24 protein-coding genes and 1 other RNA gene are annotated in these 21,588 nt (G+C 57.8%); 4 read left to right on the top strand and 21 right to left on the bottom strand.

Annotation, left to right across the window (positions count from 1 at the left end; translation table 11 throughout):
* Positions 1 to 83 precede the first annotated feature (83 nt).
* The gene (locus HUV26_RS08715) at positions 84 to 932 is read right to left on the bottom strand and encodes an MBL fold metallo-hydrolase (RefSeq protein ID WP_174409727.1); all 849 of its coding nucleotides are present in this window, start codon (positions 930 to 932) and stop codon (positions 84 to 86) included.
* A 174-nt stretch (positions 933 to 1,106) separates the two neighbouring features.
* On the opposite strand from HUV26_RS08715, the gene HUV26_RS08710 reads away from it, so the two are divergent.
* Positions 1,107 to 2,306: an aminopeptidase gene (locus tag HUV26_RS08710; protein WP_174409726.1), complete on the top strand. Its 1,200-nt coding sequence runs from the start codon at positions 1,107 to 1,109 to the stop codon at positions 2,304 to 2,306.
* A 46-nt stretch (positions 2,307 to 2,352) separates the two neighbouring features.
* Complete coding sequence (locus HUV26_RS08705) at positions 2,353 to 2,667, top strand: hypothetical protein (protein ID WP_174409725.1); 315 nt, start codon at positions 2,353 to 2,355, stop codon at positions 2,665 to 2,667.
* 21 nt (positions 2,668 to 2,688) lie between these two features.
* On the opposite strand, the gene HUV26_RS08700 is transcribed toward HUV26_RS08705, so the two are convergent.
* From HUV26_RS08700 to HUV26_RS08605, 20 genes are all read right to left on the bottom strand, one after another.
* Entirely contained in the window at positions 2,689 to 3,024 is a 336-nt protein-coding gene (locus HUV26_RS08700; protein WP_174409724.1) for a hypothetical protein, read from the bottom strand.
* A complete protein-coding gene (locus HUV26_RS08695) occupies positions 3,024 to 3,524 on the bottom strand; it encodes a chemotaxis protein CheD (RefSeq protein ID WP_174409723.1) in 501 nt (166 codons plus the stop codon). Before HUV26_RS08695 ends, HUV26_RS08700 begins: the two co-directional genes overlap by 1 nt.
* Positions 3,525 to 3,637: 113 nt before the next feature.
* Positions 3,638 to 5,197 carry a ribonuclease Y gene (gene rny, locus HUV26_RS08690; protein WP_174409722.1) on the bottom strand — a complete coding sequence of 520 codons (1,560 nt, stop codon included), beginning with the start codon at positions 5,195 to 5,197 and terminating at the stop codon, positions 3,638 to 3,640.
* A 168-nt stretch (positions 5,198 to 5,365) separates the two neighbouring features.
* Positions 5,366 to 5,552: non-coding RNA, 6S RNA (gene ssrS / locus HUV26_RS08685), on the bottom strand.
* Between the two features lie 25 nt (positions 5,553 to 5,577).
* Positions 5,578 to 5,844 (bottom strand): cell division protein ZapA, encoded by a 267-nt coding sequence (gene zapA, locus HUV26_RS08680; RefSeq protein ID WP_174409721.1) that lies wholly within the window; start codon positions 5,842 to 5,844, stop codon positions 5,578 to 5,580.
* Between the two features lie 6 nt (positions 5,845 to 5,850).
* On the bottom strand, positions 5,851 to 6,087 hold the full coding sequence (locus HUV26_RS08675) for a cell division protein ZapB (protein ID WP_174409720.1): 237 nt from the start codon (positions 6,085 to 6,087) through the stop codon (positions 5,851 to 5,853).
* 37 nt (positions 6,088 to 6,124) lie between these two features.
* Positions 6,125 to 7,498, bottom strand: a complete 1,374-nt coding sequence (gene glmU, locus HUV26_RS08670; protein WP_174409719.1) for a bifunctional UDP-N-acetylglucosamine diphosphorylase/glucosamine-1-phosphate N-acetyltransferase GlmU — start codon at positions 7,496 to 7,498, stop codon at positions 6,125 to 6,127.
* Positions 7,499 to 7,715: 217 nt separating this feature from the next.
* Positions 7,716 to 8,117, bottom strand: a complete 402-nt coding sequence (locus HUV26_RS08665; protein ID WP_174409718.1) for a F0F1 ATP synthase subunit epsilon — start codon at positions 8,115 to 8,117, stop codon at positions 7,716 to 7,718.
* Positions 8,118 to 8,135: 18 nt separating this feature from the next.
* A complete protein-coding gene (atpD, locus tag HUV26_RS08660) occupies positions 8,136 to 9,542 on the bottom strand; it encodes a F0F1 ATP synthase subunit beta (protein ID WP_174409717.1) in 1,407 nt (468 codons plus the stop codon).
* A 19-nt stretch (positions 9,543 to 9,561) separates the two neighbouring features.
* Complete coding sequence (locus HUV26_RS08655; RefSeq protein ID WP_174409716.1) at positions 9,562 to 10,443, bottom strand: F0F1 ATP synthase subunit gamma; 882 nt, start codon at positions 10,441 to 10,443, stop codon at positions 9,562 to 9,564.
* Positions 10,444 to 10,458: 15 nt separating this feature from the next.
* Positions 10,459 to 11,967 (bottom strand): F0F1 ATP synthase subunit alpha, encoded by a 1,509-nt coding sequence (gene atpA / locus HUV26_RS08650; RefSeq protein ID WP_174409715.1) that lies wholly within the window; start codon positions 11,965 to 11,967, stop codon positions 10,459 to 10,461.
* A 4-nt stretch (positions 11,968 to 11,971) separates the two neighbouring features.
* A complete protein-coding gene (atpH, locus tag HUV26_RS08645; RefSeq protein WP_174409714.1) occupies positions 11,972 to 12,523 on the bottom strand; it encodes an ATP synthase F1 subunit delta in 552 nt (183 codons plus the stop codon).
* The gene (locus HUV26_RS08640; RefSeq protein WP_174409713.1) at positions 12,520 to 13,083 is read right to left on the bottom strand and encodes a F0F1 ATP synthase subunit B; all 564 of its coding nucleotides are present in this window, start codon (positions 13,081 to 13,083) and stop codon (positions 12,520 to 12,522) included. The genes atpH and HUV26_RS08640 overlap by 4 nt, the downstream gene beginning before the upstream one ends.
* Before the next feature lie 30 nt (positions 13,084 to 13,113).
* On the bottom strand, positions 13,114 to 13,530 hold the full coding sequence (locus tag HUV26_RS08635) for a F0F1 ATP synthase subunit B (protein WP_174409712.1): 417 nt from the start codon (positions 13,528 to 13,530) through the stop codon (positions 13,114 to 13,116).
* Between the two features lie 205 nt (positions 13,531 to 13,735).
* On the bottom strand, positions 13,736 to 14,107 hold the full coding sequence (locus HUV26_RS08630) for a bactofilin family protein (protein ID WP_174409711.1): 372 nt from the start codon (positions 14,105 to 14,107) through the stop codon (positions 13,736 to 13,738).
* 59 nt (positions 14,108 to 14,166) lie between these two features.
* Positions 14,167 to 15,279, bottom strand: coding sequence for a rod shape-determining protein RodA (gene rodA, locus HUV26_RS08625; protein WP_373869056.1), 1,113 nt, complete (start codon positions 15,277 to 15,279; stop codon positions 14,167 to 14,169).
* Entirely contained in the window at positions 15,269 to 17,080 is a 1,812-nt protein-coding gene (gene mrdA, locus HUV26_RS08620; RefSeq protein WP_174409709.1) for a penicillin-binding protein 2, read from the bottom strand. Before mrdA ends, rodA begins: the two co-directional genes overlap by 11 nt.
* A complete protein-coding gene (locus tag HUV26_RS08615; RefSeq protein WP_174409708.1) occupies positions 17,064 to 17,552 on the bottom strand; it encodes a hypothetical protein in 489 nt (162 codons plus the stop codon). The genes mrdA and HUV26_RS08615 overlap by 17 nt, the downstream gene beginning before the upstream one ends.
* A gap of 43 nt (positions 17,553 to 17,595) precedes the next feature.
* Positions 17,596 to 18,492 carry a rod shape-determining protein MreC gene (gene mreC, locus HUV26_RS08610; protein WP_243451360.1) on the bottom strand — a complete coding sequence of 299 codons (897 nt, stop codon included), beginning with the start codon at positions 18,490 to 18,492 and terminating at the stop codon, positions 17,596 to 17,598.
* A 37-nt stretch (positions 18,493 to 18,529) separates the two neighbouring features.
* Complete coding sequence (locus HUV26_RS08605; protein WP_274602455.1) at positions 18,530 to 19,567, bottom strand: rod shape-determining protein; 1,038 nt, start codon at positions 19,565 to 19,567, stop codon at positions 18,530 to 18,532.
* Positions 19,568 to 19,658: 91 nt separating this feature from the next.
* Here HUV26_RS08605 and HUV26_RS08600 point away from each other — a divergent pair, with 91 nt between their 5' ends.
* Complete coding sequence (locus HUV26_RS08600) at positions 19,659 to 20,831, top strand: TIGR01212 family radical SAM protein (protein ID WP_174409707.1); 1,173 nt, start codon at positions 19,659 to 19,661, stop codon at positions 20,829 to 20,831.
* Positions 20,828 to 21,346 (top strand): methylated-DNA--[protein]-cysteine S-methyltransferase, encoded by a 519-nt coding sequence (locus HUV26_RS08595; protein ID WP_174409706.1) that lies wholly within the window; start codon positions 20,828 to 20,830, stop codon positions 21,344 to 21,346. Before HUV26_RS08600 ends, HUV26_RS08595 begins: the two co-directional genes overlap by 4 nt.
* The last annotated feature ends 242 nt before the right edge of the window (positions 21,347 to 21,588 follow it).

The raw sequence follows: 21,588 nt of genomic DNA, 5'->3' as shown, positions 1-21,588 counted from the left end.
CCCCCTGACCATCGCGGCATACAGCGTAACGCATCCTCCAATGCGCCCTGCACGACTCCCCCCTTCTGTTGCTGCTCCCCACATCACAGCAAATCCATCTCACCGCCCTGCCGCACGGCAAAGCAGTGCATATCGCGTCCCGCCGATGCCACAACCTGCCTGCATTGCACAACAATATCGTCAAGCGCATCGTCGGTGCGGTCCTGATTGTGATGGAACAGTCCGAACTGCCTGACCTGCGCCGCCAGCGCCAGTTCCAGAGCCGCACGCCATGTGGAATGCCCCCAACCCCGGGTATGTGCGTATTCCGCATCCGTAAATTCGGCATCATGCATCAGCAGTTCCGCCCCCCGGCAAAAATCCACGTACCCGTCAAAGCTTCTGCCGCCGGGATGCCCGCCCCTCAGCTCATTGTCGGTCAGAAAAACAAAGCTTCTCCCCTGTTCCACAAACTTGTATCCCAGTCCCTGATTGGGATGGTCCAGTGCAATGGCATGCACCTCCAGCCCGCCTATCCGCTGGGGCGATCCCTGCATACATATCTGGCGCCATGTCACGTCCGCGCATATCTGCGCCAGCGGCACGGGAAAATAGGGCGGCGACATTAGCCCGCCCAGCACATGCTGCATGGACCCACTCTCCAGCGGGCAACCGTAGACATCCAGAGAAAAGTCGCGCCGGTAGATAGGCTTGAAGAAAGGAAAACCCATAAGATGATCCCAATGGGCGTGGGTGAACAGCAGCGTGCACTGCTTTCTGCCTTCTTCAAGCAGAAGATTGCCGAGACGCCGTATGCCCGTCCCCGCATCCACAATGAGAACAGCTCCCTCCACCGTGCGTATTTCCACGCAGGTGGTCGCCCCGCCGTACCGCTTGTATTCAGGGCCTGAAACGGGAATGGAGCCGCGCGCCCCCCAGCACCGTATGAACATGAGCCTCTCCGGGTAATAGCCAGCAGCCTCCTGAACGGGGGCACATTACGTACGATAGACCGCGCCAACAAATAAGGCAACACTCCCTGCCCTTCATGCAGTCACTTGCACCATTCCGGCAGCTTGCCCTTGTATCTTGGCGGGGAATAGACGAGAATTGCTTCAGGAGGCAGCATGTTCGACACCCTGACGCTGGAAAAATATGCCGAGGTCATGCTCTGGGGACTATACCGGGGACGGCGGGAGCCTTTCCGCAAAAGCGATTTCGTGCTGGTGGCCTATGACCATGAAGGGTTGCCGCTGGCGGAGGAACTATGCGCCCAGTTGCACGACCGGGGACTCATCCCCGTTCCCCGCGCGCTGGCGACCCCCAGAATGGAGTACGACAAGCTCACCAAGGCCAACAACAAGCGGCTAACCACGCTTATTCCCGGTGAGCGCGACCTCTATAACCACCTGAACGGCTCCATCTCCATCATCGCTCCGTCATCGCTGACACACCTTGCGGGGGTGGACCCGGAGGTTGTGGGTATGGCGCAAAAGGCGCGTCAGCCGCTGCGTTCCATCATGTCCACGCGGGAAAACATGGGCAGCTTCGGCTGGACCCTGTGCATATACCCCACGCAGGCTCTGGCGGCACAGGCGGGACTCTCCGCACAGGAATACGCGCGGCAGGTGGAAAAGGCCTGTTATCTGGATGACGGCACCCCGGTGCGGAAATGGCGGCTCCTCGGCAAACGCATTGACGAATTGCGGGCGTGGCTGAACAGCTTCGGTAACTGTACCCTGCGTGTGGAATCGGAAACAGCGGACCTGCTGCTCAAGGTGGGGGAACAACGTGTGTGGGCGGGCCTTACCGGGCGCAACCTGCCCAGCTTTGAACTCTACGTCTCGCCGGATGCAAGAACGGTGGAAGGATTCTACCACGCGGACCTGCCCTCCTTCCGCTCCGGAAACATCATCCGGGACGTGCGGCTGGAATTCCGTTCCGGCAACGTGGTCAGCGTGCAGGCCGAGTACAGTCAGGAATTTGTGACCGGACAGTTGAATCTGGACCCCGGGGCCTCACGCGTGGGTGAATTCGCTTTAGTGGACAGACGGTTTTCACCCATTTCCCTGTTCATGGCCAACACGCTGTATGATGAAAACCACGGCGGAAAATGGGGTTCCATGCACATTGCCCTGGGCAACGCCTATGCGAACACCTTTGCAGGCGATGCGGCTGCTTTCTCAGAAGAAACACGGCGCGCGCTTGGGTTCAACAGCTCCATGCTGCACTGGGACCTTGTAAACACGGACCGCAAAAAGGTAACGGCCATAACGGCCCACGGCACGCGCACCACCATATACGAAGACGGCGAGTTCACGCTGTAACACGACCGCCTTGCCAGCGGCCTTAAAAACAGGCATGAATGCCGCCATGGAACAGGTACTCGTCAAGGTATACGGCAGCATCACCCCGGCAGACGACGCGTTGCTGCGCGCCGCGCAATCCGTTGCGGAAGAGGCCGTGTCGCTGTCGGGAGACATGCTTCTCGTCAGCCACGAGGGCATATACTTCATGATGGAAGACTTTCTCGCCGCCATCAAACCCTGCCTGCGGGCGGGCTGCGAAGGCCGCATCGACTACATCGACGTGGACGAATGGACGCTGACCCGCTACTGGATACGCGACGGCATCATCACCCACAGCACCGCCGGACTCAACCACGTCATGGATCATTCCGGTCACTAGCCGGCAGCCCGCTGCCCCGCATCATTCCTCCTGCCCGCCGAACCTCCCGGCTCCGTGCGCCATGCGGTTCACGTTGGCGTCTTCATATGACGGCAGCGTATACAGCCGCACCTTGTGGCTGCGGGGAAACTCCTTTTTCAGCAGCGTCTTGAGCAGGCGTTTGAGCCTTTCGGAAGAAACATCCTCCCACTGCCCGGAATCAAACCCCGCCTCAATGACCCGAAAGGCATCCTCCCCCCTCCGCACTATGGCAACCGACCTGTTACGCTTATAGGTACGGATATCCAGACAGTGCCCTGCTTCAAGCCGCTCCGCCCGTTGCAGCACCGTGGCAATGAGTGTTGTCTTGTCTATCATTACAGAACAATATGTTTGCGTCCCGGCGATGCCACTGTCACCTTGCCGTTTGCGATCTCAAAAAACACCGTGCGGCTCAGTTCACCGCCCACATCCTCAGCCACCAGCGGAATGGCGTAGTGTGCCAGAAGCTGACGCAGCACATCCACATTCCGCTTGCCTATAAGATACCGGCTATTGGGCATCATGCTCGCGCCCCCCACAAGGCGGGCCTGCAATCCTCCCGTTCCCGCCCCCCTGCGGATACGGTCCATGTGGCGCAGCAGCAGCTCCATCCCCTTGTCCGCATAGTAGGCAGGTGCAAGCGGCTGTGCGCGGGAAGACGTGTGCCCGGCCGCCGCCTCAGGCAGGGCTATATGCGCCATGCCGCCTGCCGTGCGCAGCGGGTCGTACAGAATAACCGCCACGCAGGATCCAAGCCCGAACGTCTTCAGCACGGCCTCGGGTCGGGCAGAAGCCGCCACGTCCCCAATGCCGATAATATGGTCATCATTCCTCATGAGCCCCCCATCCACGCACTCTGCCACATCCCCGAAAACGCAGCAAGACACACGCGAAAAAAGGCCGCCCCCTGAGGAGCGGCCCGTCATTTCAACCTATACCGGCGGCGGAACTACTTGGCGTAGCCCACAGCCCGGCGTTCGCGAATAACCGTAACCCGTATCTGGCCGGGGTAGGTCAGATTCTTCTCAATCTGCTCGGCAATATCCTTACACAGCAGATAGGTGTTGTCGTCGTCCACGCTCTCGGAGTTAACCATCACGCGGATTTCGCGGCCCGCCTGAATGGCGTAGGCCTTGGAAACACCTTCAAACGCGGTGGCAATGCCTTCCAGATCTTCCAAGCGCTTCACATAGTTTTCCAGCAGTTCCTTGCGCGCACCGGGGCGTGCACCGGAAAGGGAATCCGCTGCCTGCACCAGCACTGCCAGAGCAGACTTGGGCGGCTGATCTTCGTGGTGGGCGGCAATGGCGTGGATTATTTCCTTGCTTTCGCCGTACTTCTTGGCAATGTCCGCGCCGATAAGGGCATGGGGGCCTTCCACCTCATGGTCCACGGCCTTGCCTATGTCGTGCAGCAGCCCCGCACGTTTTGCGCGCTTGACATCAAGCCCCAGCTCCGCCGCCATCATGCCGCACAGCGAGGCCACTTCCAGCGAGTGCTGCAGCACGTTCTGCGAGAAGCTGGTACGGTACTTGAGCTGTCCCAGCAGCTTGATGATATCCGCATGAATACCATGCACGCCCGCATCAAATGTGGCCTGTTCGCCCACTTCACGCAGCTGCACTTCCAGCTCCTGCTGCACCTTGCGAACAACATCTTCAATGCGCGCAGGATGAATACGCCCGTCGCTGATAAGCCTCTCCAGCGCCATTTTGGCTATCTGCCTGCGCAGGGGGCTGTACGCGGAAAGGATAACGGTTTCCGGCGTGTCATCGATAATAAGGTCCACCCCGGTGGCCGCTTCCAGCGCCCGGATATTGCGCCCTTCTCTGCCGATGATGCGGCCCTTCATGTCTTCGCTGGGCAGAGTAACCGCAGTAACGGTCTGTTCGCCCACATAGTCGCCGGCATAGCGCTGTATGGCGGTGGCAAGAATTTCCTTGGCCTTGCGGCTTGCGGTTTCCTTTGCCTCCGCCTCTATCTGGCGCATCATCTTGGCGGCTTCATGCTTGGTGCGGGACTCAATCTCTTCAAAGAGCCGGTCCTTGGCCTCCTCACGGGTCAGTCCGGAAACCTCCTGAAGGCGAAGTTCCTGCTCGCGCATCTTCTCTTCCAGCAGAGCGGCCTGCTCTTCAAGCTTGCGCTCTCTGCGGGTAAAATCCTTTTCCTGAACCAGCAGTTCCTGTTCTTTCTGCGTAGCCTGCTCGCGCTTGCGTTCCAGACGCTCGGTCTGTTCCTGCAACTTGTTGTCGCGGCTCTTTATTTCGGTTTCGCGTTCTTTGAAATCCTGTTCAAGCTGGCGTTTTTGGCTGTATATCTCGTCCTGACCCTGAAGGATTATCTCCTTCTTCTGGGCCTGTGCTTCCTTGCGCGCCTCTTCTATGATGCGGTTTGCCAGTTCCTGCGCGTCGTTCAGACGCTTGGAAGAGACAACCTTGTGCAGCGCGTATCCGGTTGCAGCGCCGATTATGGCGCCCAGCAGGACGAGCCCGACATACATCAGACTCATGCTGTTACTCCCATTGGCACCCGGAAAGCCCCTTGCCGGGTGGTGCATTGTTATGACGCGACAGTGCGCCGCTACAAGGGAGGCGGTAAGGAGGAATCTGATACCGGACTGTACCGGGCCTTCCGCGCGTCATACATAAACGCGGACAGGCGGCGGAGGCTGATTAGGTTCAACCCCGGAGTGCCGTGTGACTCACAGATGCAGGACCATGCGATCCTTATGGTGGGCGCCTAGCACACTCTTTCAGGCTTCCCGGAAGCTATTCCGGGCATGCACACCGGAGTATCGGCAAGGCTCCCTATTGAGTGGTTGTGAGGCCAGCATCGGCTCATCATCACGCTCACCCCAGGGAAAATCGGGCACCCTGCGGGGTGTGCGGGTCAGGTTGTCCCGCTATCTATCTTGTCCATAATCCGCTGCACCCGTTTATTCAGTTGCTTCAGCTTATGGTCGGATTGCAAGAGATCGTCAGCCAGTCCTAGTACCAGAAAAGTCAGGAGCTTCTCCTTGCTTATCTGCCTTCCTGGAAAGTTGAGCTTTTCGAAACGTTCTTCAACCAATTTTTTGGCGTTTTCCACCCGCAAAGGGTCGGCTTCCGCCTTAAAGGAGACCTCTAGATCCAATACATTCAGGTTATACCTGCGCATTGCGCACTACGACCCGCCGGTTTGGTCTTTAAGCTTACGCAAAAGGACGTCAATCCTTTCCCGGACTGCATCCTGGGTGGACCGCTGCTGCTCAAGCTCGTCCTTGAGGGCACGATTTTCGTCAGCAAGCGACGCCAACCCCAGATCCACCTCTTCCTTGAGGCGTCTGTTCTCCTCCCGCAGCACTGCCATTGCTGCGAGAAGTGATTCAATGCGTTGTTCCAACTGGTCTATAAGCTCCATTGCAAGCACATATCCTTTTTGTCATCCAAAATCAAGACTAGCGTTTACGGGGCAGATTTTTCTGCACACCACGCGCAACAGCCAGCGTATTGTCCGGGACATCCTTGGTAATAACGGAACCGGCACCGACCAGGCTATGCGCCCCCACGGTCACAGGAGCCACCAGCGCAGTGTTTGAACCGATGAATGCCCCGTCCGCAATGACGGTTTTATGCTTATTCACCCCATCATAATTGCAGGTGATGGTGCCTGCACCTATGTTCACCCCCTGACCAACCTGTGCATCACCCAGATACGTAAAATGGTTGGCCTTGGAATTTCTGCCCAGAACGGATTTCTTCATCTCCACAAAGTTACCCACACGGGCTCCTTCTTCCATCACGGCACCGGGTCGCAGGCGGGCATAGGGTCCCACAACGCACCCCTCGCCCACAACGGCGTCTTCCAGATGGCTGAAATGGCGGATATGCGCCCCGGCGGAAACCACCGTATCGCGCAGCCATGTATGGGAATGCACTTCCGCTCCCCGGCGCACCTCGCTGCGCCCGTACAACTCGCACGGCCCATGCAGCACCGCCCCCGGCTCCAGTGCCACCATAGGCCCTATGCGCACAGTTTCCGGGGCGTGAATCATCACACCCTGTTCCAGCCATTCCAGCACAAGGTTGGTCCGCAGCAGCGATTCCGAGCGCACCAGCTCTGCCGGCGTGTTAATGCCGAGCAAATGCGGGTCCTGCCCGCAGTCCACCCCGCGCACCCGCATCCTTCTGGCAACGGCCAGTTCCACAAGATCAGTAATATAATACTCGCCACTGCGGTTGGTGTTGCGCAGCATGGTCAGCAGAGGAGCTATGGTGGGCACCTTGAGCAGATAAATGCCCGCGTTGATCTCATTCGGCTCCTGCCCGTGCAGGTTCTCGTCAAAATCCTTGGCTTCCACAATGGCGGCCACATCACCGTTGTGACGCACCACCCTGCCAAAGGACGAAGGGTCCGCAAGGGTAAGGGTCATAAAACCGATATCCGCATCGGCATCCACAACCTCTTTCATAAAGGCCATCAGGCGGGGCTGGGGCAACAACGGGGTGTCGCCGTTCACCACAAGCACGCGATGCACACCGGCGCGCTCAATATCCGCCCATGCCACCTGCACGGCATGCCCTGTGCCCAGTTGTTCCTCTTGCAGCACAAACCGCCGCTCCTCGTCCGCAAACGCTTTTTGCACCTGATCGGCCCCGTGGCCGATAACAGTCCATATCCCTTCACCAAAAATGGGATCCAGCGCGGTATAGACATACCTGAGCATAGGTTCGCCCAGCAGTTGCTGAAGCACCTTGGGGCTGTCGGAATGCATGCGCGTGCCCTTGCCTGCGGCCAGCACCAGCGCGCCAATCGTATTCATAGAGGCCATACAGTCTCCGGATATCATCAGACTTCTGCGCACGGCACGATTGCCCGACGCGCAAACGAATGAAAAATACGTGTATTCCCCTGCCGTTGTCCAGCGGTAAGAAAGGGTCATTCGTCTATGCGAGGCTCCAGCCTTACTCGCTGCACAATCCACACGCAAAAAAGCGGGCCGTCCGGTAAAGGACGGCCCGCATGGAGTCGTTCAGGGCAAGGAGAGACTAGTGGTTGCGTGCATTGATGCGTGCTATTGCACGCTGCAGCGCAGCCTGAGCACGGGCAGCGTCAATTCTGTCACGCTCCTGTGCAAGGCGCATTTCTGCGCGCTCCTTGGCCTTACGGGCGCGTTCGACATCAATGTCCTCCACGCGCTCGGCTGATTCGGCCAGAATGGACACCTTGTTGTCGGAAATCTCTGCAAATCCGCCGGAGACAAACACATCACTGGTCTTGCCGCCAACCTTGTAGTGCAGGGTTCCGATACGCAGGGCCGCCAGAAAGGGTATGTGGTTCGGCAGAATTCCGAACTCACCCTCAAAGCCGGGTGCCCCCACGTAGTCCACTGTTTCGCTCAGGACAACCTTGTCCGGCGTCACAATCTCAAGATGGAGAGACTTTTCCATAAGGTCACCTCCCTTGAGTTAGGCCTTATTCTTGTTGTACTTCTCCACAGCCATTTCGATACCACCCACCATGTAGAAATCGTTTTCTGCCATGTGGTCGTATTCGCCATTCAGGATTCCGCGGAATGCCTTGATGGTGTCTTCCAGCTTCACGTACTGACCGGGGGTGCCGGTAAATACTTCTGCAACGTGGAAGGGCTGAGACAAGAAGCGCTGGATACGACGAGCGCGCGCAACGGTGAGCTTGTCAGCATCGGACAGTTCGTCCATACCCAGAATCGCGATGATGTCCTGGAGATCTTTGTACTTCTGCAGCACCATCTGAACTTCGCGCGCCACGGCGTAGTGCTCCACACCAACCACGTTGGGGTCGAGAATACGGGACGTGGAGTCCAGCGGGTCCACCGCAGGGTAGATGCCCAGTTCTGCGATCTGACGGGACAGAACGAGCGTACCGTCAAGGTGCGAGAAGGTGGTTGCGGGTGCGGGGTCGGTCAAGTCGTCCGCGGGAACGTACACGGCCTGAACAGAGGTGATGGAACCCTTATTCGTGGAGGTGATGCGTTCCTGCAGGCCGCCAAGGTCCGTACCCAGCGTGGGCTGATAACCCACCGCAGAGGGCATGCGGCCGAGAAGTGCGGACACTTCGGAGCCTGCCTGAGTGAAACGGAAGATGTTGTCAACGAACAGAAGCACGTCCTGATTCTCTTCGTCACGGAAGTACTCCGCGCAGGCAAGAGCGGTCAGAGCAACACGTGCACGTGCTCCGGGCGGCTCGTTCATCTGGCCGTACACAAGGGCGGCTTTCTCCAGAACGCCCGCATCTTTCATTTCGTGGTACAGGTCGTTCCCTTCACGGGTACGCTCACCAACACCTGCGAACACGGAGATACCGCCGTGCTGCTTAGCGATGTTGTTGATCATTTCCATAAGGATAACGGTCTTGCCCACGCCTGCACCGCCGAAGAGGCCCATCTTGCCGCCCTTGGGGAAGGGAATCAGCAGGTCAACGACCTTGATGCCGGTCTCGAGCAGCTGCACCGAGGTGTCCTGCTCGGTAAACGCGGGAGCCGGGCGGTGAATGGGCATACGCTTCTTGGCGTTAATGGGGCCCATTTCGTCCACGGGGTTGCCCACAACGTTCATAATGCGGCCGAGCGAGGCGGCTCCGACGGGTACGGAGATGGGCTCACCAAGGTCGGTCACGTCCATGCCCCGGACCAGACCTTCGGTCGCGTCCATGGCGATGGTACGAACCACGTTGTCGCCAAGGTGCTGCGCTACTTCGCAGATCAGCTCGGGAGCATCCGTGTTGTTGGGGTTCACGATTTTTATCGCGTTGAGAATGTTCGGCAGGTTGCCATCGGCGAACTCAACGTCCACGACGGCGCCGATAACCTGAACGATTTTACCTACGTTAGCCATAACGATTTCGCTCCCTTACTTATCCTTTCAGCGCTTCCGCGCCGCCGACGATATCCATGAGGTCACTGGTAATGGCTGCCTGACGCGTCTTGTTGAAGATAAGCGTCAGACTTTGTACCATTTCGTCGCAGTTCTTGGTCGCATTGTCCATGGCTGCCATACGTGCCGCATGTTCGCTGGCAGAGGTGTCAAGCAGCCCACGATACACCTGAACCTTGATAAAGCGGGGCAGGAGTTCTGCCAGCAGACCTTCTACAGCGGGTTCGTAGATGTATTCCTTCTGCACACCGGAAGCGGGAATTTCCTCTTCCGCGGCAGCCGGAGCAATAGGCAGCAGAGGCAGGCGAACCGGAATCTGCTTTGCAACACTTACAAACTCGCCGTACACCAGAACGACTTCGTCAAACTCACCGGTAAGGTAGGAGTGAATGACTTCCATGCCCAGCTCATTGGCGAGCGAGAAGTCAAAAGTTCCCATCACGTCCCCGATTCCCTTCACCATCTCATACGGAGATTTGCGAATGGCATCGCGGCCCTTTTTCCCTACACAATAGAATTTAACAGTCTTTCCTTCAGCGGTCTTTTCCCTAGCAACTCTCAGAGCCTCATTGATGAGGTTCACATTGTAGCTGCCACAAAGACCGCGGTCCGAGGTGGCAAGAATAACACCGCAACTCTTAATTTCCTCACGGACCTCAAGCAGCGGATGTGCATTCTCGTCAGCCTTACTGGCAAGGTCACCCAGCATCTCATAGAACTTATCCGCATAGGGGCGGAATCGCTCTATTCGGCCCTGAGCACCACGCAGCTTTGCCGAAGCCACCATGTTCATGGCTTTGGTTATCTGCTTGGTCTTCTTGACCCCAGCAATCTGTAGTTGGACGTCTTTCAACGAGGCCATGTGATACCCCCGTCCTTAAGCCGAGAAGGTTTTTTTGAACTCGTCGAGAGCTGCTTTCAGACGGCCTTCGATGTCTGCATCAATCACTTCACGTGCTTTCAGGTCGGCAAGAATGTCGGCCTTGGCGTTGCGCAGGAATTCAATGTAAGCGGTTTCAAAAGCGCGAACCTTGTTCACCGGCACATCGTCCATATACCCACGGGTAGCAGCGTACATGGAAGCAACCTGCTCGTTGAAGGGCATGGGCTGATACTGGGGCTGCTTGAGCAGTTCCACCAGACGCGCACCACGGTTCAGTTTGGCCTGAGTTGCCTTGTCAAGGTCGGAACCGAACTGCGCAAAGGCAGCCAGTTCGCGGTACTGGGCAAGATCCAGACGCATGGTACCCGCAACCTGCTTCATCGCCTTGATCTGTGCTGCGCCACCCACTCGGGAAACGGACAGACCAACGTTAATGGCGGGACGCACACCTGCGTTAAACAGGTTGGGCTCCAGATACACCTGACCGTCGGTAATGGAGATAACGTTGGTCGGAATGTATGCGGAAACGTCACCGGCCTGCGTTTCGATGATAGGCAGTGCGGTCAGAGAGCCGGCACCCAGGCTGTCGTTCACCTTGGCGGAACGTTCCAGCAGGCGGGAGTGCAGGTAGAAAACGTCGCCGGGGAATGCTTCGCGACCGGGAGGACGGCGGAGCAACAGAGACATCTGGCGATAAGCGGTAGCCTGCTTGGAAAGGTCATCGTAGATGATCAGGGCATGCTGGCCGTTGTCGCGGTAGAATTCAGCCATGGTGCAGCCGGAGTAGGCGGCGATGAACTGAAGGGGGGCGGGCTCGGAAGCGGTAGCGGAGATGATGGTGGTGTACTCCATCGCGCCGTACTTCTTCAGCGTGTCGGCAACCAGAGCAACGGTGGACTTCTTCTGGCCGATGGCCACGTAGAAGCACTTGATGCCGGTTTCCTTCTGGGCAAGAATGGCGTCTATGCAGACGGCGGTCTTGCCGACCTGACGGTCGCCGATGATCAGTTCACGCTGGCCGCGACCGATGGGCGTCATGGCGTCAATAGCCTTGATGCCGGTGGGCATGGGCTGGTGAACGGACTTACGGGCGATGATGCCGGGAGCCTTGAGTTCCACGGGACGGATGTCCTTGGATTCAACGGGTCCCATACCGTCCAGCGGCTGCCCCAGAGGGTCAAGCACGCGGCCGATAACCGCATCGCCGACCGGAACGGAGAAGATCTGGCCGGTACGCTTGACCGGGTCGCCTTCCTTGATGCCGGTGTCGGAGCCGAGAAGCGCAACGCCCACGTTGTCTTCTTCGAGGTTAAGAACCATGCCCTTCAGGCCACCGGGGAACTCAAGAAGTTCCATGGCCATGGCATTACGCACACCGTAGACACGAGCAATACCGTCACCAACGGAAAGAACGGTGCCGGTTTCGCTCATCTCAACGCGCTGTTCGTAATTCTCGATTTGGCTCTCAATGATTTTGGAGATTTCTTCTGCTTTGATCTGCATGGCCCTACTCACCCCTCTTGATGTTTTCTTTCAAGATTCCCAGCTGAGCGCGGAGGCTCGCGTCAAGCACCTGGTCGCCGATCTTCAGCAGAACGCCGCCAAGGATGCCCTTGTTGACGCTGAAGTCCAGGATGAGCTTCTGGTTGGCTTGTTTTTCCAGCTGGGATTTAACCTCGTCGCGCTTTGCCTTGGGGAGTTCGATTGCAGTGATAAGCTCACCACGGACCACTCCCTGCTCGGCGTCGAGCAGAATGTTGTAGAACGCCTGAATATCGGGAATAAGCGCAAGTCTGTCTTTTTCCGCAAGCAGGAAACAGAAATTGCGGATAGTCTGGCTGGCCTTTATACCGTCCAGCACCTTGGAAATGACCGCGCGCTTTTCTTCCAGAGAGAAGATGGGGTTGCGGAATACCTTTCCAAGCTCAGGCGTAACCTCAATGGCGTTAGCCAGGTTGGCAAGCTCCTGTCCGAAGGAATCCAGTTCCTTCGCTCCGGCCTTTTTGCCGATGGAGAAGAGTGCCCTGGCGTATCTGCGTGCTACAATGTTGCCGATCAATTGAGCACCACCTTCGTTAAGTATTTGTCGATGAGCTTTTCATGGTCGTCTTTCGACAACTTTTCCGCCAGCATCTGCTCAGCGGCGCTGACGACAAGTTCGGCCATTTCGGCACGCATCTGCTCAACGGCCTGTTTTACTTCCGTTTCCGCAGTCTTTGCCGCCTGCGTAGTGATCTGGGCCGCAGTCGTTTCAGCCTTCGCGATGATGGCGTCCTTGATGCGCTCTCCCTGAGCACGATACTCGGCAAGAATGGACTGACGCTCCGCCTCTATATTGGCGATGCGCTGCTCCACGTCTGCCAGATCCTTGCGGGCCTTAGTCTTGCGGGTTTCAAGGTCCACAAGCTCTTGCTCAATGCCCGTGCGGCGTCCCGAAAAGAAGCCCACGATTTTTTTGCCTGCAGCATACCAGATGATGCCGATGACAGAGGCAAAGGTTGCAACACGCGCGGCAAAGTTGCCCCATGGCAACTCGTGGCCGGGTTCAGCGGCAAAGGCGGCGGCTGCGGTAAGCAGCGTGATGGCCATTGCGCCGGTTAGAATTCGAAGCCCTTTCAAAGCGAACCCTCCTTCAACGCTTGCGCGTGGTTATCCGAGCACTTTGGCTGTGGCTTTACCGGCAAGGGCGCCCACTTGGCCCTTGAGAGTCTCCATAGCCTTGGTGACGTCGGCGGCTACCTTTTCCCGAGAAGCGGAAATGACAGCCTGCGCCTCCTGGTTGGCCTTGGCGAGGATATCCGCCTCCTGGGCAAGTGCCGCTTCCTTTACCTTTTCACGCTCAGCGGTGGCGTTCTTGCGTGCTTCGGTAAGGGCAGCCTCATAGTTCTTGAGTTTCGCTTCCGCAGAACCAACAAACTGTTCAGCATCGCCCAGCAGACCCGACATCGTATCCTGCCGTTGTTTGATGATCTCCCGAACCGGACGGATCAGAAAAGCATTCAAGCCAACCAGCACGATGAGGAAGTTCACCAATTGGATAAGTAATGTAATATCCAGATTGATCATGCCTGCTCCCTTAGTGAGGTTGTGAATTTAAGCTCAAAGTGGTTCCCGAATTAGCTGATTACCAGTGTTGTGTCAAAACCTTTTTTAAAAATGCATGGTTGCTGTTCAATCAAACAGCCTGAGATAGCAATGTGATTTCGCGCAGAAACAAAAAAACCGCCCCTTGGGGACGGCTTACTGTGAACACGGAGTTTCGGGCCTGCACCTACATTTCCTGTTCGGCTTCGGGAGCACCCTTTGCCAAATCTTTAGAAGCCTGCATGCATATCTGCCCTTCCATCTTCGCGCCCTCTTCCACCATGAGCAGCGGGGCGAACAGACTGCCGACAAAGTTTGCTGTTTTATGCAGCACGGCCTTCTTGGCAGCCACCACCTCACCGTGCACATTGCCGGAAAGAATAAGCTGCCCCACACGCACCTGCCCTTCCACACGAGCGTCCTTGCCGATGATAAGCGTGCCTTCGGAATGCACCTCGCCGGTGAATACGCCGTCTATGCGCACCGATCCCTGAAAATTCAGCTTGCCCTGATAGACGGTACCGGAACCGAGAAAGGCATTTATCTCATCTCTGGCCATTGATCGCTCCTTCTTTGTGACAGAGAGTACAAGCAATACTGCTACCGCACCGTTGCGGATTAATTGGTCTTAAATACAAAACGCCTCATGGAGACATTGACTACAAGCCCAATGAGGCAAAAATTCACCAGCATGGCACTGCCCCCGTAACTGATAAAAGGCAGGGGAATGCCCACAACCGGCATAAGCCCCATGACCATGCCCATATTTATCAGAAACTGCCAGAAGAAATAGAAGAACACCCCGGCAGAAAGAAAGGAGCCGAAGCGATCTTTCGCGTCCCGTGCCGTGTTGAATATGGAGAGCAGAAAAAGGCAGATAAGGGCCAATAAAATGATACAGCCCACAAACCCCCATTCCTCCCCGAACACGGCAATGGCAAAGTCGGTGTGCTTTTCCGGCAGAAAGCGCAACTGAGACTGCGTCCCCTCAAGAAAACCCTTGCCCCACATCTGACCGGACCCTATCGCTATCTGGGACTGAATAATATGATAGCCCGATCCCAGAGGATCTTCTCCCGGATTGAGAAAGGTCAGCACCCGCTGTTTCTGATAGTCCTTCATGAACATCCATCCCAGCGGCAGGCAGGCGGGCAATGCCACAATACAGGTGCGGAACACCCCCTTGCTCAGTCCCCGGAAAAGGATAATGCCGCCCACGTTCAGCAGCATATTCAGCGTGGTGCCAAGGTCCGGCTGCTTGAGAATAAACGCAGCCGGAATGGCGCAGATGATCAGCACCTGAAAAAACTCTTTCCACTCAAGCGGCTTGGGGCTGCGTGCCAGCAGCTTGGCTGCGATGAGTATGGTGGCTATCTTGGCAATTTCGCTGGGCTGCAGGTTCATGAATCCCAGCGATATCCACCGCTTGGCCCCATAAATGGTCTTTCCTGCAATGGGCACCATGGCCAGCAGGATAATGGCCAGCAAAAAGATGGGCCACGCCAGACTGCGCAGGTGCCGGTAGTCCACCAGCATCACCCCGATCATGCACAGCAGCCCTATGCCGCCCCACACAAGCTGCTTCTGATAGTACGTTCCAAGGGCAATGCCCTCTTCGGACATGGAGGAACTGGCGGAATACAGGTTCATCACCCCCACCAGAAATATGGTTACGGCAGACAGGATGAGCGCCCAGTTCATGTGTGTGAGCAACCGTCTGTCAAACGCCATCGTCATCCCCATCCTTGCCGTCGAAGAGATAGTCAAAAATATTCTTCACCACCGGCCCGGCAACGGAACTTCCCCCGCCACCGTGCTCAACCATGCAGACCACCACATACCGCTGTCCGTCCTTGGCACCCCATGCGGCCATCCATGCGTGGTCACGCTCCCAGTACTCCATGTCCTCGTTCTTCACACGTTCGTCATTGTTCTTGAACTTGAGCTTCACCACCTGTGCGGTGCCGGTCTTGCCCCCTATGTCCGCTCCCTTGGTAAGCAGCCGTTTGGCCGTGCCGCGCGGGTCTTCCACCGTATCCTGCATGGCCTTGAGCAAAAAGGCCCGTTGGGGTTCGGTTAGCGGCGTTGTCCTTCGCACCACCGGCTCCGCGTCGGCCAGCAGGCTGGGCTGCATAAGCTTGCCGCCGTTCATGAGCGAGGAGATAAAGCAGGCAATCTGCACCGGTGTGGTCAGGGTAAATCCCTGCCCTATGGCGGTAATGACCGTTTCGCCGCGCTGCCACGATTCACCGAAGCGTTTGCGCTTCCAGTCGCGTGAAGGCACAAGTCCCGAACGCTCGTGCGGCAACCCCAGTCCGGTCTGCTCGCCAAAACCGTTGGCCCGGGCAAAGGCTTCCACCTTGTCTATGCCCACACGGTTTATCATTTCATAATAATAGACGTCGCACGATTCAATGAGCGAACGGGCCATGTCCATCCTGCCGTGCCCGTGCTTTTTCCAGCAGCGGAACAGGGTTTTGCCCAGATAAAATTCTCCGTTGCAATGCACGGATTCACGCGGGTCCACCCCTTCCTTGAGCAGCAACCCGGCCATGAGAATCTTCCAGACGGAACCGGGCGGATACACCGACTGAATAACCCGGTTCTGCAACGGAAAATACGGATCATCACGCAACTCGGCCCACTGCTTGCCCGAAAGACCAGAGGCAAAGGCATTGTTATCGTAACTCGGGCTGGTAACCAAAGCCAGCAGCTTGCCGGAATCCGGGTCCATGACCACAATACCACCGGCCTGTCCCTCAAGCTGCTTATAGGCAATCTGCTGCAACCCGAGATCCAGCGAAAGCTTGACGGATTCTCCCGCCTTGGGTTCCAGTACCTCTTTGCGGCTCAGCCTGCGGCCCATTACATCCACTTCAAGCTGCCGCAGTCCCTTTTCGCCCCGCAAACGAGTATCCAGAACGAGTTCCAGCCCCTGCTTGCCCACGGAATCGCCCAGATCCAGATCAGAGTCTCCCTCCAGTTCCTTTTCGTTGGCTTCCGCCACGTATCCCAGAATATGGGCGAAAAGCGGTCCCTGCAGATAGTGCCGCCGGGGGCGCACCACAATCTCCAGTCCCGGCCACAGAATGAGATTGGACTCTATCTGCGCCAGCAGGTCAAAGGGAATATCCGGGGCAAGCACCAGAGGCTCGAACGGTTTGACCTTGGGCTTGTCCTTGAAATATTTTGCCCACAGTGTTTCCACCGGAATGTTCGTCCAATGGCTTATCTGCGCAATGGTGGAGGCAATGTCCTTGCAGTCTTCCCGCACCAGCCCAAGAGCGTAGGCAGGACGGTTCTCCGCGAGCAGTTCGCCGTCAGCAGCCCTGAGCAGCCCGCGCGGAGCATACACCCGCTCCTGCCGCAGCCTGTTCTCACGCGCCAGCCGGGCAAAGTCTTCTCCCTTGTGAATCTGCAGAAACCAGAAACGCAAAGAAAAGCACAGGAACAGCAGTGCCACCACGCCCTGCAAAAGAAGCAGCCCCATTTTGGGCGGCTGATACCCTTCCGGGTCAAGATGCATTGACATGGCGCAGCTCCCTTTCCCGGAGCATATGAACGAAGAACCAGACCGGCGGAATAACCACGGCGTGCAGCACGCCGGAGCTAAGAAGCCGTGAAGGCGGAATAAGCACATCCTGCAGATGGTGCATCATAAACCCAATGCCCATGTGCCACGCCCCCATGGCAGCGGAAAGCAGAAACACAAACACAATATTCTCCGCCTCAAAGAGGAACCTGCCCCCGCGGAACAGCACAAAGGCCATAACATACCACAGCACGGCGGGGCCGAAGGCCAGCAGCCCGGTGCCTTCATGAATGAACGTGAACAGCACCATCAGCCATACGGTCTGTGTACGGTTATTCTCCTGCATGGAGCACAGCACGCCGGGAAGAAGCAAATCCACTCCGGGAAGCAGGTGCATGGCCCACACGCCGCACACGGTGTAGGCCGTCCACCACAAAAAAGACCGCAGAGCTGAAGGCTGACCGTTCTGCATAATTCCTTTCCGCTATCGCGCCATGTTCCGCACCGGAGCCATCTTACCGGGGAGTTCCCACGGCCGTGGCATTGCCACCCTGCTCCGGCTGCCCGTTGCCGACGCCTCTGCCGGGGTCGACCAGCGCCTCATCTGCCATGGCGGCAAGCTCCGCATGGCCCGGAATCTGCGTGACCAGCAACACCTCTTCAAGATTGTCCAGATTCGCCAGAGGCTCCGCCATAACCCGTTGGAAGAGAGAAAGGTCGGAATATTCAATGGAGACGATACGCGCTACCGGCAAGCCCTTGGGAAAAGTTCCCGCCTGCCCGGATGTAACCAGCATCTCACCCACGGAGAGCGGGGCGTTCTGTGATACGTAGCGCAGCTCAAGCAGATTTCTCGGTCCCGCTCCTACGATAATACCCGGAGTTCTGTTGTTCTGGCTGACCACGGCTATACGGCTGTTGGGGTCTGTCACCAACAGCACGGTGGAAGTATACGGCCCGGAACGAAACACCCGGCCCACCACACCTTCATGGGTCACCACAGGCGAGCGCACGCTGGCTCCCTGCAGATACCCCTTGCCGAGCACAATGGATTCCAGTTCCGCCTGCAAGCCCAGCCTGTGGGCGATCACCCGGGCACCGAGCTTCTCCCAGCCGGAAGGCGGCGAAAGCGACATGAGAGCACGCAGGCGCACAAGCTCGGCCTCGTCCTCACGTGCTTCCGTCAGGGCTGCAAGTGCTTCGCGCACCTGCGCTTCCAGTTCGTCATTGCGCCTGCGCACATCCACGAGATCAATATAATGTTCCCAGAAGCCCACCGCCTGCCTCTTGACCCACTTGCCCGGTTTTATAACGGCCCCGACAAATTCGAGGCCGATATGCGTGGCAAGCGTATCAAGATAGCCGGTACGCAGGTTCCATGTGAAAAGGCTCAGGTACAGAAACAGCACCACAACCAATAGGATAAGCAGCCGCTTGACAAGAGAGGCGTTAATCGACCGCTACCTCCTTGAGGATATCCAGATTGTCCAGCGCCTTACCCGTTCCTATGACCACAGTGGACAGCGGGTCGTCCACCACGGTGATGGGCAGCGAGGTCTCCTCGCGCAGAAGCTGGTCCAGCCCCTTCAGCAGGCCGCCGCCGCCCGTGAGTACAATGCCCCGGTCCACAATATCCGCCGCCAGTTCCGGCGGGGTCTGTTCCAGCGCAATGCGCACCGCCTGCACTATGGCGTCCACCTGTTCGGAAATGGCCTTGCGCACTTCTTCCGAGGTAATGGTAATATTCTGCGGAATGCCGGTGACCAGATCACGCCCCTTGACTTCCAGTGTTTCTTCCGGGTCCATGGGGTAGGCAGAGGCTATCTTTATCTTAATGTCCTCGGCGGTGGATTCGCCGATGAGCATGTTGTACTTGCGTTTCACGTGGGTCATGATGGCTTCGTCCATCTTGTCGCCGCCCACACGCACAGACTTGGAATAGACCACGCCCGACAGGGAGATAACCGCCACCTCGGTTGTGCCGCCGCCAATGTCCACCACCATGTTGGAGGTGGGTTCCTGAATGGGCAGGTTGGCACCTATGGCCGCAGCCATGGGCTCCTCGATGAGGTACACCTCGCGCGCGCCCGCGCTCTGTGCAGATTCCTTTACGGCGCGCTTTTCCACCTGCGTTATGCCCGTGGGCACACAGATAATGATACGCGGATGCACGATGCGGTTATTGTGCACCTTGCGGATAAAGTGACGCAACATGGCTTCGGTTATCTCAAAATCCGCGATAACCCCGTCCTTCATGGGACGAATGGCCTGAATGTTGCCCGGTGTGCGGCCCAGCATGCGCTTGGCATCGTGCCCGACCGCCAGCACCACCGTGTTGCCTCTGGCATCCTTCTTCACCGCCACCACGGAAGGCTCGCGCAGAACAATGCCCTGCCCCTTCACGTATACGCAGGTGTTGGCCGTGCCAAGGTCTATCGCCAGGTCGTTGGAAAACATTCCAAGGAAGAAATCCAGTATCTTTGCCATATTCTCTCGCTTGCTTCGTTCTAAGGGAGCAGGTAATCAGGTCGGAGGGGCATCATATGACGCACTCACCCCCAACAGGTCAGGCCCGGTTATGAACAGGCATCATCAACTTTCGACATATTTTCGACACCGCTTCCGGCGCCGGGTACAAAAGATACCGCTCGACGCCGGATTCACCTGTCCCAACAGGGACGGCACCCTTTCTACCAGAGGCTGCATCTTCTGCAACCCCCAAGGTTCGGGGTCCGGTATGGGCCTTCTGGGCGCAAGCCTGGAAGACCAATGGGCTTTCTGGCGCAACCGGTATGGTCGCTCCAACGAAGCCGGAATCTTCATAGCGTACTTGCAATCATTTTCCAACACATATGGACCGGTGGAAAAACTCCGTCGCACGCTTGAAGCACTCGAAGCCTTACCTGATTTGGCCGGTTTGTCCATCGGAACAAGGCCCGACTGCCTTGATTCCGAAAAATTGGACTGCATAGCCCGTTTTGCCGCAGGCAACCTTCCCTGCCCCCAGCACGTCCATGCCGCCACCTCTGGGACTCACGACCAGTCCGTGCCGGAACGGCACACCGGACAATACAGAAACACTGTGCCGCCCGACGGGCAACACCGCATCCTTCCCGGCCGCGAGGTGTGGCTCGAACTTGGTCTGCAATCCGCCCACGACAAAACACTGGTCCGCATAAACCGAGGGCACGACTTCGCAGCATCGGAATCCGCCGTACGCATGGCGGCAGAACGCGGCCTGCGCGTGTGCGCCCACCTTATCGCCGGACTGCCCGGCGAGACAGAAGAGGATTTTCTGCTCACCGTGGACCGCGTAAACTCCCTGCCCGTGCACGGCGTAAAATTCCACAACCTGTATGTTGCCAAAGACACCGAACTTGCGCGACACTGGGAACAGGGCGGATACACGCCCCTGACGGAGGAGGAATACCTGCGCATCCTCGTCCGCGCCCTGCCCCGCCTGCGCCCGGAAATCGTGGTGCAGCGGCTCACCGGAGACGCCGCCGGAGACGAACTGCTGGCCCCGCACTGGCACAGCGGCAAAACCGCGTTCATCGCCTCTGTCGCGCGCGGGTTGGAGCGTCTGAACACATGGCAGGGTAAAGAGCTGGAAACATCGCCCGGCCCTTTGCCGCCTCTGTGGTTTTCGCTGCGGCGCAATCTTCCCGCGCACCTGCACCGGCAATGGGAAGAAGAATTCCGGGCCATGGCCCCCATACTGCATTTCAACATCACGGAGCCTCTGCCATGAACACAGACACCTTTGTCACCGAGCACCTCTGTGCCGGGCGGCTGCGTCTTACCCTGAACTGGGCAAACGGGCAACTGGCGGAAACCGGAATAGCATGGGCAGACGACAATGCGCCGCCTCCCTCCGCATCCGAAAAAACCGGCCCCCGCACAAGCCACGGCCATGCCGTGCAAGACGCACTGCGGCAGTATGCAGCGGGCCGCCACGCAGACTGGCCCGACCTGCCTCTCGCGCTGGAAGACTGCACCCCCTTCACCCGCCGGGTGCTGGAACTGTTGCGCACCGTCCCTGCGGGAAGCACCGTCACCTACGGGCAGCTTGCCGCCATGGCAGGCCGGCCGGGTGCCGCCCGCGGCGTGGGACAGATCATGCGGCGCAACCGCTGGCCCCTGCTGGTCCCCTGCCATCGCGTGGTGGGCGGCAACGGCAAGATGACTGGCTTTTCAGGAACAGGGGGCATTCCCCTCAAGGAATATCTGCTGCGGCTGGAAGGCGCGCTGCCCGCCAAAGACTGAGCCTGCGGTACGGACCACCGTTAGCGCCGTCCTATTCGGGCCTGCTCGGACCTGTTGGGATATTCTCGGGTCTGCTCGGGTCTGTTCGGGTCTTGGCCGGGTCTTGGCCCGTCCTGCACATCCCGAACACTGCCCGAACACCGCTCAAACTTGTCTTACAGACACTGAAAAGGCCCTCTCCTGGAAAAAGGAAGAGGGCCTGCGGCATCTTGTCTGCTCCACATAGGATTCAAAGAACACAT

Origin of the sequence: Desulfovibrio psychrotolerans, assembly GCF_013340305.1 — a bacterium.
Classification (GTDB): Bacteria; Desulfobacterota; Desulfovibrionia; order Desulfovibrionales; family Desulfovibrionaceae; genus Halodesulfovibrio; species Halodesulfovibrio psychrotolerans.
This window is presented reverse-complemented; position numbering and strand designations above follow the sequence as displayed.